Here is a 13,991-nt window from a genome sequence, read left to right on the forward strand (position 1 = left end):
CTAATCTTCTCCTATTCTTTCTTTTCTTCCTAATCTTATATCTTCCATCTCTTCGGCCATCTTGGCATCCATATGGTCGAACAGATAATTCTTATTACTTTCGCGGCGGCTTTCATACTCCTCCCGGATCTGGCGTCTGACAATCTCTACTTCTTCCCGGAATTCCCTGGATGAGATCAATGTTCCTCCCTGTCCCAGAGTAACGACCTGTTCTACACCGTCTGACGTAACAACCGTTACGTGATATTTCTTTCCAATCTGATGAACGACCTTCTCAATATACTGATCTGCCGTCTCTGCTTCCTTGGTATATACCACGTGGATATTATGATACTTCTGGATCTCCAGCGCATAGCCATCCACCTTATAAGCATCAAAGACCAGTATGACTACACATTTCTTAAAGCCCTGATAATTGCACAGAACATCCATCAGCTTATTTCTCGCTGCTTCGATATTCTCCTTTGCCAGTTCCTTAAGATCATCCCATGCAAATATAACATTATAACCATCTACCAGAAGATACTCCTGAATCTCTTCTTTCTTCTTCGTATGTCTCTCTTTTTCAGCACTTACCGTTCTGGACGCAGGGCTTAACCTGCGCTCTACTTTTCCATAGGTTCGGATAAATATCTCTTCTAATTCTTTCTCTTCCTGACGACTTAAAAGCGCCTGGCGGCTTCTTCCCTTGTCTGAAGGATTCCCTGAACGGCTCACAGTCTTTGGCTGCAACGACTTCTCTTCCTTCTCCAGCTGGCTTTCAATATGCATATATTCGGGAACCTGATTCCACGGAACTACGAATCCTGCGCCATGAGAACAGAACACGGAACCGGTCGGATTGTCCAGATCTCTGTCCGGTTCGTATCCACTGGCTTCAATCACCTCTTCTGTATTATGGCAAGGTTCATACCCGCTGAACGTACAGGTCAGCTTTCCACGGCCTCTGGAATAACTGTTGACTTCTCTCTGGTAATCCCGCATCGTTGCTACCGGTGCACTTCCAGTCAGAATCGCCATCTCACCATGCGGCTGAGGCGGCTGAAATTCGCCGGACATCTTCTGGATATCCGTCATAGCACGTCCCACCATCTCAGACGGAACTTCCAGACAAAACTCATAATATGGCTCCAGAAGAACGCTCTCTGCCTGCATCAGCCCCTGACGCACTGCACGGTAGGTTGCCTGACGGAAATCTCCGCCCTCTGTGTGCTTCTGATGGGCTCGTCCTGCTGCCAGCGTAATCTTCATATCTGTAATCACAGCACCGGTCAGCACTCCGCGATGCTCCTTCTCTGCCAGATGAGTCATGATCAGGCGCTGCCAGTTCTTGTCCAGCATATCTTCACTACAATTCGTATCCAGAACCAGACCGCTGCCCTTTTTCCCCGGTTCCATGATCAGATGAACTTCCGCATAATGGCGAAGCGGCTCAAAGTGTCCCACACCTTCTGCCTTATTCCGAATTGTTTCTTTATATACAATATTTCCCGTGTCAAAGGATACCAGAACATGGAAGCGATCCTGAATCAGGCTCTGCAAGATCTCAATCTGCACTTCTCCCATGAGCTGGGCATAGATCTCTCCTAATTCTTCATTCCATACGATCCGAAGCATCGGATCTTCTTCCTCAAGCTGCCGAAGATTCCGTAACATGGTATGTACATCACAGCCTTCCGGCAGCAGAATCCGATAATTCAGCACCGGTTCCAGCATCGGAGCCTGAGATTCCTTCTCTATGCCAAGACCTTCTCCCGGATAGGTATGACTCAGACCAGTCACCGCGCAGATACGTCCGGCTTCTGCTTCTTGTATCAATTCATACTTTTCTCCTGAATAGATACGGATCTGATTCACTTTTTCTTCCCAGCGTTCTTCATCCTCTACATGATCTGACATATGATTGGATAACATGGATTTGACCTTCAGAATTCCGTTGGTAATCTTCAGGTGCGTCAGACGATTCCCCTGCGAATCACGGGATATCTTAAACACTTTTGCTCCAAATTCCTTAGAATGCGCAGAATCCTTCGCTGCATAAGGCAACGTATATCGTTCCATTCCATCCAGAAACGCTTGAACTCCTTGCAATTTTAATGCTGATCCAAAATAACATGGATAGGCTTTTCTCTGCACGATCAATCGGGCAATCGTCTCTTCACGAAGTTCTCCGGTCTGCAGATATTCATCCAGTGCCACTTCTTCACAGGTTGCCAGATTCTCATATAGTATCTCATTCTCATCATCAAAGGCAATGCAGCCTTCATCCAGACTATGCTTTAATTCATCCAGCAAATGTTCCCGATCCGTTCCATCCTGATCCATCTTGTTTACAAAAAGGAAGGTCGGAATCTGGTAACGCCGCAGAAGATTCCACACGGTGCGGGTATGTCCCTGCACGCCGTCCATTCCGCTAATTACAAGGATTGCATAATCCAGCACCTGCAATGTCCGTTCCATCTCTGCCGAGAAGTCCACATGCCCCGGAGTGTCCAAAAGCGTCACCTGTGTCTTTCCAAGTTCCAGGACTGCCTGTTTCGAGAAGATGGTGATTCCCCGATTCCGTTCCAGTTCATAAGTATCCAGATAGGCATTCTTATGATCCACACGCCCTAATTCTCTGATCTTTCCACCGAGATACAAAAGGCCTTCTGAAAGAGTGGTCTTTCCCGCATCTACATGGGCAAGAATACCTACGCATATATGTTTATTTGGTTTATTTTCTGATGTTTCACCCACCAAAAGCACCCCTTTCTATTGCCGATATCTTTTCCACTCGTTGATTTCTTGCCGTCTATTTTTTGCAAAAAATATTCTAATTAAAATCACCATAATTAATCCCGTAACAATCACAAAAATTACGCTAATTTTTTCATTTCTCCCTTCATTCATCATCTCAAATCCACCTGAACTATAAAAATTGAAGCCCATAAGCATTATGAAATAGAGTCCTCCTACAATGCCTTCCATTAAAATATTAGATGTCCGAAACTCTCTGCCAGGTATTTTTTTATCAAGATATCCTACACAGCAAAGTATGACCAAACATACAATCCAACATAATCCATTAATAAAATTCAATTCCGGTAAAAATGTATCTTTTTTTGAGATAAATGGTATATAAAATATAACCATCCCCATAAACTGCAGAATATAGAGAGCAATTTGAAAACCATAAAGCTGTGAATTACTAATAGATGCAATCAATATTTTTTCAGTCTCTTCTTGATACCGTTCTGGCTCAATCTTTTTCCCTGCAAGAAGATCACTGACACTGATATCGAGTATTTTGCATAAATTATCCAATATTCCTATATCTGGGAAAGATCTGCCCGTTTCCCATTTTGACACTGCCCGATCTGTTACATTTAATTTTTCTCCCAACTGCTTCTGTGTCAGTTGCTTTCTCTTTCGGCATTCGGCTATGAATTTTCCTGTTTCTTTTGAATCAACCATAGAAACTCCTCCTTATACAATATAATCATAATATAACGGATAGAAAAATTCATCCTACTGCTAGTAGAGTTATCAATTCCCATCCGTCAGCGCAACTTTTATATAATCATGATGTACCAATTCCAGATATTTTCCGAATACATCTGTTGTCTTCATTTTTATACTGGATGTGTTCACACAAGGATGGCATGCGAATTCTTCATCTTGCAGCACTTCTTCATCTACCAGCAGCTGTACACGGTTCTCCGGGTCGAAGATCAATCCCATAATGGTTGCCGAACCGGGTGTAACATTTAGATATTTTTCCATATCTTCTGCCGATGCGAAAGACAATCTGGATGTAGGAATCTGCTTCGATAATTCCTTTGTCTGCAGTGACTTCTTTCCCGGCATTACCAGCAGATAGAATGCGGTCTTCTGGCGGTTGCACAGGAACAGATTCTTGCAGATCTCGATCCCAAGTGCCTCATCTACTCCCATACATGCCTCAATCGTAGCAACTGGAGGATGGTCTACGCGGACATAGGAAATTCCTGCAGCATCCAACACATCATATACTTTGATTTCTTTTTCTTTTCGTCCATCTGTATTCACCGGGCGTCCTTCATATAATTCCATCTCTTTCCTCCTGAATCGTTATTCCATGAACTGATCAATCGTAAATAAATTATATTTTTTGGAAATCTTTATATCTTCTTTGGTTAATTTTAATCCTTCAATCAACTCATTGTCTTCCTTAAGTACAGAGGATGCAATCATTACCTTGATTGCCACCGGAAGCATCGTCTTATACGATAGACCTGTAAGCATTCCAAGCTTACGGTTTGTAAGGCTTAGGCTGTTAATGCAGCAGATCAACACCTGTTCTGTAGGATTATTCTGATTCTGAAGTGTATAATTCTCTATAAATTCATATTTTCTGCTCATCCCTGCATACAAAGCTTTACAGTCTCCTGGATTCTGCACATCCTTCACATCATAAAACAACTGAATTCTCATCTGCCCCAAATCAGACAATATGTATCGCTCTATGATACTTTTCAAGATTCTCTTACTTCTTCCATCGTAAGAATACATATACTGCCGATCAAAAAATTCTCCTTCCAGCTCTTCATCATGAAACTCATCTTCCTCTGCTGCCAGAAGCTGTGACGGAGCAACCTTCAACACTTGTGAAATTTCCTCCAAAGTGGCCATATCCAGCGATATCAGACCCTTTTCATATTTTGAGATTGTAGATTTGCTCTTATGAATCTGCTTTGCCAGCTCTTCCAGAGTCATCTTATATGCCAGACGGTATTTCTTAATATTTTTCCCCACTCGTTTGTCAATACTCATAACCTCTCCGTTTCTTACAAATCACTTTTTTTATGAAATATATCCCAAATTTATTTGAAATCACTTTTTTACTAATGATTTACAGAAAAAGTCTCTCTTTAATACATAAACACGAAAAAAGTTTCCTGTCAAGACACTTTCATCAATTTGCCGGGCACTTTTATTCACGTTAAAATAATATCATATTAAAGGAAAGATACTGAGGAAATTATGATGAATCAAAGACAATATAAAGACACCTTCGTGATTGGATTTGCAATATTTGCCATGTTCTTTGGCGCTGGGAATCTTATTTTTCCACCTTATCTTGGACTGATCACAGGCCAAAAGTGGTTTTTAAGTTTTTTATGTTTTATGTTCATGGACATGGGATTAAGTATTCTAACACTGCTCGTTGTTGCCAAATTAGGGAAAGGAGCTTCTGGAATTACAGAACGACTGGGCAGGATCCCTTCTTGCCTGATTCTGACACTGAATGCACTCTGCCTGGGTCCATTGATTGCCATTCCACGTACTGCCGCGACTGCATATGAATTCTCGATAGCACCATTCTTTCCGTCCTTTGACGGGAAATATTTTTCTATTCTCTTTTTTGCAATCGTCGTTTTATTCTGCCTGAAACAGTCTAAAGTCATTGATATTATTGGAACTGTCTTTGCACCTTTGATTCTTTTGGCACTGCTGATACTTATTGTAAAAGGAATTCTGTCACCCCTTGGTTCTATAGATGCTTCTGCCTCTATGCAGAGCGCAGTAGCGGTCGGTGTTAATGCTGGTTATCAGACGATGGATGTGATGGCTGCCATGATATTCTCTGCCTCTATTTTACTTACACTGCAACAAAAACATTACACTGACACCAAACAACAATTTGATATGATTGCCCGGTCCGGAGTCATTGCTGCCGTTATTCTTTTCGTTGTATATGGAGGTCTGGCATATCTGGGAGCAACCGTATCCAGTATCTACCCTTCAGATACTGACCGGGTTGTACTATTAATCGCAATCACTAAGTCCCTCTTAGGAAAAAAAGGAATGATTCTTCTGGGAATACTGGTCTGTATTGCCTGTATGACACCTGCGATCGGTCTGTTATCATCTGCCGCTTCCTTTTTTGAGAAGCAGACAAAAGGCCACATCAGCTATCGTACATTTGTATTTTTATTTGCAGGCACAAGCTGTATCATCTCAAACTTTGGAATCAGCCGGATTCTGGAACTTGCTTCCCCGATCTTAAGTATCCTCTATCCGGTATTAATCTTACTGGTATTCCTTGGATTGTTCCAAAAACGTATTACAAAGGATATGTTCTATCGATTTACCGTTTTCGGGGTATTTTGCATCAGTCTGCTAAGTCTTAGAATCCTATAATCTCTTTGCATACAAAAAAGAGAATCGGTACAAATAATGCCGGCAGCATGTCCAACGTCTTAAACTTTTTAATATTCAGGATACTGCAGCCGGTACACATAATTAAGAAACCACCGACTATACATAATTCTGCTACCATCTCATCAGAGAAAAAACTTGCCGACAGATATTTCGTGAGCAGAAAGATACTGCCTTGCCAACAGAACAGAACCCCTGCTGCAAGTGCCATCCCAATTCCATAGGTCGATGCCAGCACTGTACTTGTCACCAGGTCTAATGATGCGTTGGTAAACAGATATGTATTATCTCCATAGAGAGCACTCATTACCGGACCTACAATCGACAATGAACCGATACAGTACAACAGGATACCCGTTGTGAGTCCTTGCGCAAGATTCCCTTTGGAATGACTGTCCACAAAGCGATTGAACCGTTCATCCAGGTTCAATTTGGCTCCGATCAGACTTCCTAATACAAGGCTTACGATAAAGAGTACCGGGTATTCACTTTTTGGCATATTGGATACCACTGCATTAATTCCAATTCCAAAAGCCGCAAGTCCACAGGCCTGAAACATTGCATTTTCATATTTTTCTCCGATTCCCTTTTTCAATACGCTTCCTGCAACACTCCCTACAAGAATTGTCCCAGTATTCACAATTGTCCCTAACATCTTATTTCTCGTTCCTTTCTTATCTTATTCTGTTATGTTCCTTTTTTCTCTCCAATGCAAAGCAAATGATAAAGAAGATGATTCCATATACTGTTGATATTGGCGCTGCAAGACCGACCATCATCAGAGATGTGTTCGGAAGGCTTGCCATAAATATAGAGATTGGAATACGGACACAAAATGCAGCTGTAATTCCTTGTATCATAACCGGTATGCTCTTACCGCATCCATTAAAATATCCGATACTGCTGAATAAAATACAGGTCAAAAGACAGTCTACCGAGAATCCTTTCAGATAATCCGCGCTCTGCAGGATGACCTGCATATCATTGGTGAATAACGAAGACATTTCAGTCCCTCCGAAGAATCCGGCCAGGAAAATGAATATTCCCAATATACAGCCAGTAACCATAGCCGTGCGCACTCCTTTTTTCGCTCTTGCTTTTTGTCCTGCTCCAATGTTCTGTGCCACAAAAGCCGAGACACTCTGCATCACAGAAGACGGCACCAACATAATGAAAGAAATCAGCTTTTGTGCCACACCATATCCAGCCGACTGCATTAAGCCCATATTATTAATGATAGAATTAATCACCAGAAAAGAGATCTGTACCATCGTCTCTTGTAAAGCGATTGGAACGCCGACATTCAGGATTCTTCTTAACTCTCTTGGATATACCCTGCACTGCTGACGGGAAAAAGAGATTGGCATGTCTTGTCTGCGAAGCACGATCAAAGATATGATTACTGATACCAGCTGTGCAGTCACTGTCGCAAGTGCAGCACCGACTACATCCATATGTAAAGCCCCAACGCACACCAAATCTCCGATAATATTTACGACACAGGCAACTCCAACAAAGAGAAACGGAAGATTCGCATTGCCGATTCCCCTTAGAACACCACTAATAACATTATACGCAATAATGATTACAATTCCAGCTGAACAGACACGAATATAGAGAACCGTCTTATCAAAAGATTCCGCAGGAACCTGAAGTAGCCCGGCAATATTTCCTGCAAATGCCTCCAGTAAAACCGTCAACACAATTCCTAATACAGTAAATAATATAATGGTTGTTCCAACAGCATCGCCGGCCGCTTTCGGTTTCTTCTCTCCAATATGCTGTCCGATAATTACCGTTGAGCCCATGGCAAGACTGGTGATAATAAATGTCACCATCTGCATAAATGCACTTCCGGTTCCTACTGCTGAGATACTCGTTGCATCTCCGAATCTGCCGACCACCAGCAGATCCACTGCTCCATATGCCGCCTGCAAGATCAATGCTCCAAGCACAGGCAGTGCAAAACGAATCAAAGACCCGAACACCGGGCCCTCTACAAATGATATTTCTTTCTTATCTTTACTTCTCATAATTCATTACTTCCTATTTTAATGTTTATCTGCTAATATCATGCTATTCAGCATATCACCATTGAGAAGTATTTGTAAAGCATTATATTAATTTTGTTTTCCCGTCACCTCCTTCAGACTTCCATTGGCCGGATTATCAAGAACTTTCCCATCTTCGTCGAAGCGGGAACCATGACATGTGCAATCCCAGCTGTGTTCTACCGCATTCCATTTCAGTACACAACCCAGATGTGGACAACGTTTTTCGGATATTCTTAACAGATTTCCGACCGCAGTGCATCCATTAACCAGAAGCTGTGGCTTGAGCATGCTCCTGGACGGGTCAAAGACTGCTGCATACGGATTCTTTTTATTCAATATCTGATCTGTCAGTAGATTAGCTGCTACCATGGAAGAAGTCATTCCCCATTTATTAAATCCCGTGGCTACATAATATTCCGCACAGTTTTTGGAATACCGCCCAATATATGGCACCTCGTCTAATGTCATACAGTCCTGGGTTGCCCAGCAGAATCGTTCTTCCCGGTCATGATAAAACTGTCCGGCAAACTTTCGAAGTTCCTCCCAGTTGCCGCCCATTTTGCCAGTTCTATGATCTCCACCTCCAATCAACAGATAATTCTTATAATTACGAAACGACATTCCACACATTGCCTCATCCACATACATGCCGTCTATCTGAGGCCCATTTTCCAGAGCAATCACATAGGAACGATGCTGGTACATCTTCAGGTAATACATTCCATGCTTATTGTCAATAGGAAAATGCGTCGCAAAGATTACTTTCTGGAATGTAATCTTTCCATTTACCGTTACAGCCTCATGTTCCTTTAATTCTGTCACAAAAGAATGTTCAAAAATGTTAAGATCTTTTGCAATTGCAGCAACAAATTTCAAAGGATGGAACTGTGCCTGACCTGCAAGACCGACGGCTCCCACATGATAGAAGGGAAGCTTTGTCTTCTCCGAAATATCCGTATCCACTCCAAGCCTGCAAAGGGCATCTGCCTCTTTCTCCAGCTTCTTTCTGTCATTTATCGAATAGACATATGCCATCTTTCGTTCAAGATCACAGTTTATCCCATGACACAGTTTCACGAACTGCTGCACTGCCGACTGATTTGCATCCAGATACATCTTTGCCTTTTCGTATCCTGCAATCTTAAGCAAACGATGATAGATCAGACCATGCTGTGCCGTAATCTTGGCTGTCGTATCTTTCGTAATCCCCGAGCAGATGGTCTTTCCCTCGACCAGAACATACGGAACTCTGTTTTTCTGTAAAAAATATGCGCAGAGAATTCCTGCCATACCACCACCAATGATCAATACCTCCGTCTGGATATCTCCTTCTATACTTTTAAAATGCGGCATCTCTACACCTGCTGACCAGATCGACTCCATATCCCCTCACTCCTCTTGTATCATAATTTCTTTTTTAACAGATATGCTATATTCTGTGCATATATGGTTAGATTATCCATATAATCTTTTCTTGAATGAAAAAAAATACACCCGCTTATTATGACATATGCTATAATGTTCCATAATGATTGAGAAAAGGAGCGAATTACAATGGATATTACGAACGATATCAAATATATAGGCGTCAATGACCATGATATTGACCTTTTTGAAGGACAGTACGTTGTCGAAAATGGAATGGCCTATAATTCTTATGTGATTGTCGATGAAAAGATAGCCGTATTCGACACGGTTGATGCCCATTTTACCGAAGAATGGCTGAACAACTTAAGAGCAGTGATCGGAGAAAAGTCGCCTGACTATCTGATCATTCAGCACATGGAACCTGACCACTCTGCGAATATTGCAAAATTCATGGAATTATATAAAGATACTGTTATCGTTGCCACTGCCAAGTCATTTGCCATGATGAAGCAGTTCTTTGGCAATGATTTTAAAGACCATCAAATGGTCGTAAAGGAAGGGGATACTCTTTCTCTTGGAAAGCATGAATTAACATTTATCACTGCACCAATGGTTCACTGGCCAGAAGTTATGGTAACATATGACAGCTTTGACAAAGTATTATTCTCTGCCGATGCCTTTGGAAAATTCGGAGCACTGGATGTTGAAGAAGACTGGGCATGTGAAGCTCGCCGCTATTACATCGGAATCGTCGGAAAATACGGCACACAGGTTCAGGCCCTTCTGAAAAAAGCAGCAAAACTTGATATTCAGACCATCTGCGCTTTGCACGGTCCTATCCTTACCGAGAATCTGGAATATTATCTGAATCTTTATAATATATGGTCTTCTTATTCTGTAGAATCAGAAGGCGTTATGGTTGCCTACACTTCTATCTACGGAAATACAAAGAAAGCAGTTGAAGAATTAGCAGACATGCTGAAAGCAAAAGGATGCCCGAAGGTCGTTGTATGTGACCTTGCTCGCGAAGACATGGCCGAAGCAGTTGAAGACGCTTTCCGCTATGGAAAGCTGGTACTCGCTACTACGACTTATAATAACGACATCTTCCCATTCATGCGCGAATTTATCAATCACCTGACAGAACGCAATTACCAGAACCGTACCGTTGGTCTGATTGAGAATGGCTCTTGGGCGCCGACTGCCGCAAAGAAGATGACACAGATGCTGGAAGGCAGTAAGAACCTTACATTCACCGACACAACAGTAAAAATCTTATCAGCACTGAATGATGACAGCCGTGCACAATTAGAAGCACTGGCCGAAGAATTAAAATAGGGACACGGTAAATTTAATTTGGGACGGGGGTTTTTTCATTTTTCCCCGTCCCCAAGTAACTTTTTTATTTCTTCTTTTGTCGCTAACATTTCTGAAAATGCGCTTGCGCTTCCTGCTGCAAGTCCCATACGAAATGCATATTCGTAACTTTTCTGTTCTATCCATCCTGCAAGGAAGCCTGCCACCATGGAATCTCCTGCTCCCACAGCATTGACCAGTGTACCTTTTGGTGCAGGAGCATCATATATCTTTCCATCTGCTGCAATCAGAACTGCTCCTTCTCCGGCCATAGATACCAACACGTTAGCAGCACCCATTGCCTGTAACTTTCTCGCATAAGGAATCACCGACTCCCTTGTCTTAAGTTCTGTCTGAAAGATCTCTCCCAATTCGTGATGATTAGGTTTCACCAGAAACGGATGAAACTCCAGCACATTCATCAACAGGTCTTTGGTTGCATCTACAACGATCATAACTTCGCGTCCATCCAGTCTTTTCATGATTCTTCTATAGATATCATCCGGCATGGACTTTGGAATACTTCCTGCAAGAACTAAGATGTCTCCTCTTCCGAGAATATCTAACTTTTTCATCAAACAATCCACAGCTTCTTCACTAATCTCTGGTCCCGCACCATTGATTTCTGTTCCGTCAATAGATTTTAACTTTACATTAATTCTTGATACTCCGTTCTCAAGCACAATAAAGTCTGATCGTATTCCCATCTCCCCCATACGGCGGATAATCTCCTGTCCTATAAATCCTGCAACAAATCCCAATGCTGTACTTTCAATTCCAAGATTCCCCAGTACCGTCGATACATTGATTCCCTTACCTCCCGGCAACATCAATTCTGAACTTGTGCGATTTGTAAGACCCAATTGAAAATCATCTACTGAGACTATATAATCCAGCGATGGATTAAATGTGACCGTATATATCATCTTAGTTTCTCCTTAATCTATGCTTTTTCTTCTTAAGCCACAGCTCTAAACTCCCGCAGCTTCTGCTTCGCCTCCGGATTCAGGTGTCTTGGAACCTGAATCTGTACTGTCACGTACTGATCGCCCTTCACCTGCGGATTCTTCATAGATACGATTCCTTTGCCACGAAGCCGGATCTTCGAGCCAGACTGTGTACCTTCCTGAATCTTACAAGACACATTGCCATACAGAGTCGGAACGATTACCTCGCCACCCAATACTGCCGTTGTAAATGGAATATTGAGCGTAGTATAGACATCCATACCCTTGCGCTCATATCCAGGCTTCTTTCCTACCGTTACTTCCAGCATCAGATCTCCTGCCTCACCGCCATTCATGCCTGGCATACCCTGTCCGCGAAGCCGGATCTTCTTGCCTGTATCAATCCCTGCTGGCACATGTACTTTCAACGACTGAACCGAGCCATCCGGGTTCTGAAACTGAATAACCTTGTCACAGCCAAATGCTGCCTCATCAAAGCTTACTTCTATGCGTGCTGATACATCCTGCCCTTTTTGGCGGAAATTACTCTGGTGAAAATTTCCACGACCGAAGCCACCCTGACCGAAGCCACCCTGACTAAAACCACTTTGACCAAAACCACCGCCAAAGATATTCTTGAGAATATCGTCCATATTCCCGCCTTCAAAGTGGAATTCCTGATAATTGCCATTTCCATTTTTATAAAAATCAGATGTATTACCACCGCCATCAAAGGCTGCGTGACCAAACTGATCATATAATTTCTTCTTTTCTTTATCGCTTAAGACATTGTAAGCTTCCGTTACTTCTTTGAACCTGGCAGCTGCTTCAGGATTATCACCATTCATATCTGGATGGTACTTCTTTGCCAGTTTTCGATATGCTTTCTTAATCGTAGCTTCGTCTGCATTTCTTCCGACGCCAAGTACTTCATAATAATCTTTCTTTCCTGCCATTGTCCTCACCTTTCTTTCCTGGAAATTCATATACATATATAGAATATTTTATTGTTCTACTTGTAATATAACACTTGTTTCTTCGAATTTCAAGTAAGAAATGGAAGCTCCTTTCGATTTAAGCAGATTTAATACTCTTTCGGGATATCACCTAAACCATACATCTCTTTGAATTTTTTCAGATCCGACTCATCCCGAATCAGCATAATATCCTGAAATTTCCCCGTATGAATATCCCTGAATCCTGCCACCTGCTCTCCGGTACAGATACTGCAATGGATTACCGGCTTCTGATTCCTGGCATCATATTCTTTTCGTATGACTTCTTTTTTCTTGAATAAATGAATCATTGTATCTCACCATCCCAAACGCTTATTCCACGCACTCATCAAACAACTCCAAATTCTCCTGCAATTTTTTAAAAAACAAGCTGGTATGATAACCATCCGCCGATGCATGGGAGATGGTCACCGTCACAGGTAATGTATAACATCCACCCTGTTCCGTATATTTTCCAAATACAATGATAGGGAAAAGTGCAGGTGCATCCACTGTGCTGGTCGCATATCCGGTATAATCAAGCCACGGAACACAGCTGACACAGAAGAAGTTCGCAGGCTGTTCCGGTCTTCCCTTAATTCCATGCTGATTCCCATATCTCATGAGGACCTCTTCAAATCCTTGATAAAACTCTGAAAAATCCGACCTGTATTCCGTCCACAGATCACTAAAGGTCTCATCATCCTCATGAAATACTGTAAAATTCGGATGAGATACCTTCCAGACTCCTGCACCGCCTTCCGGCGGCACCATCATCCTCATAGAATCCATCATATTGACCGTCTTTGAAACCGCATATAAAAAGCAGCCAAAAAATCTCTTTTTATGTGACCTTGCAAACTGAAGAATCTTCGTCACATCAATCTTCGCAGTCAAAGAATAGCCACATTTCAAAGAATTCCTATAGTAAGTGAAATGCTCTCTGCGTGGCCAATGTTCCATATCTATTTTTTCATATGCCGGTAATGCCTTCTTCATATCTTCACCATCACTTCTTCCATCTATTGTCTCTTCTGCACTCTATACATTTCTCTACATGTATTAGTATAGCTCAACCACTCTCCGGT

Annotated in this window: 13 protein-coding genes; 2 read left to right on the forward strand and 11 right to left on the reverse strand. The window is 42.2% G+C overall.

The window, feature by feature from the left end; genetic code table 11:
* The 4 genes from ACQRBH_RS06130 to ACQRBH_RS06145 form a co-directional block, all read right to left on the reverse strand.
* On the reverse strand, positions 1 to 2,739 hold the full coding sequence (locus tag ACQRBH_RS06130; RefSeq protein WP_427742451.1) for an NYN domain-containing protein: 2,739 nt from the start codon (positions 2,737 to 2,739) through the stop codon (positions 1 to 3).
* A gap of 15 nt (positions 2,740 to 2,754) precedes the next feature.
* Positions 2,755 to 3,456, reverse strand: coding sequence for a helix-turn-helix domain-containing protein (locus ACQRBH_RS06135; protein WP_427742449.1), 702 nt, complete (start codon positions 3,454 to 3,456; stop codon positions 2,755 to 2,757).
* Positions 3,457 to 3,528: 72 nt separating this feature from the next.
* Complete coding sequence (locus ACQRBH_RS06140; protein WP_427742448.1) at positions 3,529 to 4,074, reverse strand: prolyl-tRNA synthetase associated domain-containing protein; 546 nt, start codon at positions 4,072 to 4,074, stop codon at positions 3,529 to 3,531.
* An 18-nt stretch (positions 4,075 to 4,092) separates the two neighbouring features.
* Positions 4,093 to 4,794, reverse strand: a complete 702-nt coding sequence (locus ACQRBH_RS06145) for a helix-turn-helix domain-containing protein (protein ID WP_427742447.1) — start codon at positions 4,792 to 4,794, stop codon at positions 4,093 to 4,095.
* A 210-nt stretch (positions 4,795 to 5,004) separates the two neighbouring features.
* Between ACQRBH_RS06145 and brnQ the strand changes: the two genes are divergently transcribed.
* Positions 5,005 to 6,165, forward strand: coding sequence for a branched-chain amino acid transport system II carrier protein (gene brnQ, locus ACQRBH_RS06150; protein WP_427742446.1), 1,161 nt, complete (start codon positions 5,005 to 5,007; stop codon positions 6,163 to 6,165).
* Here the strand turns inward: brnQ and ACQRBH_RS06155 are convergent.
* The 3 genes from ACQRBH_RS06155 to ACQRBH_RS06165 all read right to left on the reverse strand — a co-directional run bounded on the left by ACQRBH_RS06155 (position 6,152) and on the right by ACQRBH_RS06165 (position 9,620).
* Positions 6,152 to 6,838, reverse strand: a complete 687-nt coding sequence (locus ACQRBH_RS06155) for a DUF554 domain-containing protein (RefSeq protein WP_235232725.1) — start codon at positions 6,836 to 6,838, stop codon at positions 6,152 to 6,154. The genes brnQ and ACQRBH_RS06155 overlap by 14 nt on opposite strands.
* Positions 6,839 to 6,857: 19 nt before the next feature.
* On the reverse strand, positions 6,858 to 8,216 hold the full coding sequence (locus tag ACQRBH_RS06160; RefSeq protein ID WP_427761203.1) for an MATE family efflux transporter: 1,359 nt from the start codon (positions 8,214 to 8,216) through the stop codon (positions 6,858 to 6,860).
* Between the two features lie 87 nt (positions 8,217 to 8,303).
* Positions 8,304 to 9,620, reverse strand: a complete 1,317-nt coding sequence (locus ACQRBH_RS06165; protein WP_427742443.1) for an FAD-dependent oxidoreductase — start codon at positions 9,618 to 9,620, stop codon at positions 8,304 to 8,306.
* 171 nt (positions 9,621 to 9,791) lie between these two features.
* Here ACQRBH_RS06165 and ACQRBH_RS06170 point away from each other — a divergent pair, with 171 nt between their 5' ends.
* The gene (locus ACQRBH_RS06170; protein ID WP_427742441.1) at positions 9,792 to 10,943 is read left to right on the forward strand and encodes an FprA family A-type flavoprotein; all 1,152 of its coding nucleotides are present in this window, start codon (positions 9,792 to 9,794) and stop codon (positions 10,941 to 10,943) included.
* A 35-nt stretch (positions 10,944 to 10,978) separates the two neighbouring features.
* Here the strand turns inward: ACQRBH_RS06170 and pfkB are convergent, their stop codons facing one another.
* The 4 genes from pfkB to ACQRBH_RS06190 form a co-directional block, all read right to left on the reverse strand.
* Positions 10,979 to 11,887: a 1-phosphofructokinase gene (gene pfkB, locus ACQRBH_RS06175; RefSeq protein ID WP_427742438.1), complete on the reverse strand. Its 909-nt coding sequence runs from the start codon at positions 11,885 to 11,887 to the stop codon at positions 10,979 to 10,981.
* 32 nt (positions 11,888 to 11,919) lie between these two features.
* Positions 11,920 to 12,864: a DnaJ C-terminal domain-containing protein gene (locus ACQRBH_RS06180; protein WP_427742436.1), complete on the reverse strand. Its 945-nt coding sequence runs from the start codon at positions 12,862 to 12,864 to the stop codon at positions 11,920 to 11,922.
* 128 nt (positions 12,865 to 12,992) lie between these two features.
* Complete coding sequence (locus ACQRBH_RS06185; RefSeq protein ID WP_427742571.1) at positions 12,993 to 13,211, reverse strand: aspartate dehydrogenase; 219 nt, start codon at positions 13,209 to 13,211, stop codon at positions 12,993 to 12,995.
* Between the two features lie 25 nt (positions 13,212 to 13,236).
* Positions 13,237 to 13,902, reverse strand: a complete 666-nt coding sequence (locus tag ACQRBH_RS06190; RefSeq protein WP_427742435.1) for a CatA-like O-acetyltransferase — start codon at positions 13,900 to 13,902, stop codon at positions 13,237 to 13,239.
* Between the last annotated feature and the right edge of the window lie 89 nt (positions 13,903 to 13,991).

The organism is Bariatricus sp. SGI.161 (genome assembly GCF_050313695.1).
Classification (GTDB): Bacteria; Bacillota; Clostridia; order Lachnospirales; family Lachnospiraceae; genus JAFBIX01.

Coding starts and splice junctions, on each gene's coding strand:
- ACQRBH_RS06135 (WP_427742449.1), bottom strand. CDS start 3,456: ATGGTTGATTCAAAAGAAACAGGAAAATTCATAGCCGAATGCCGAAAG.
- ACQRBH_RS06140 (WP_427742448.1), bottom strand. CDS start 4,074: ATGGAATTATATGAAGGACGCCCGGTGAATACAGATGGACGAAAAGAA.
- ACQRBH_RS06145 (WP_427742447.1), bottom strand. CDS start 4,794: ATGAGTATTGACAAACGAGTGGGGAAAAATATTAAGAAATACCGTCTG.
- brnQ (WP_427742446.1), top strand. CDS start 5,005: ATGATGAATCAAAGACAATATAAAGACACCTTCGTGATTGGATTTGCA.
- ACQRBH_RS06155 (WP_235232725.1), bottom strand. CDS start 6,838: ATGTTAGGGACAATTGTGAATACTGGGACAATTCTTGTAGGGAGTGTT.
- ACQRBH_RS06160 (WP_427761203.1), bottom strand. CDS start 8,216: ATGAGAAGTAAAGATAAGAAAGAAATATCATTTGTAGAGGGCCCGGTG.
- ACQRBH_RS06165 (WP_427742443.1), bottom strand. CDS start 9,620: ATGGAGTCGATCTGGTCAGCAGGTGTAGAGATGCCGCATTTTAAAAGT.
- ACQRBH_RS06170 (WP_427742441.1), top strand. CDS start 9,792: ATGGATATTACGAACGATATCAAATATATAGGCGTCAATGACCATGAT.
- pfkB (WP_427742438.1), bottom strand. CDS start 11,887: ATGATATATACGGTCACATTTAATCCATCGCTGGATTATATAGTCTCA.
- ACQRBH_RS06180 (WP_427742436.1), bottom strand. CDS start 12,864: ATGGCAGGAAAGAAAGATTATTATGAAGTACTTGGCGTCGGAAGAAAT.
- ACQRBH_RS06190 (WP_427742435.1), bottom strand. CDS start 13,902: ATGAAGAAGGCATTACCGGCATATGAAAAAATAGATATGGAACATTGG.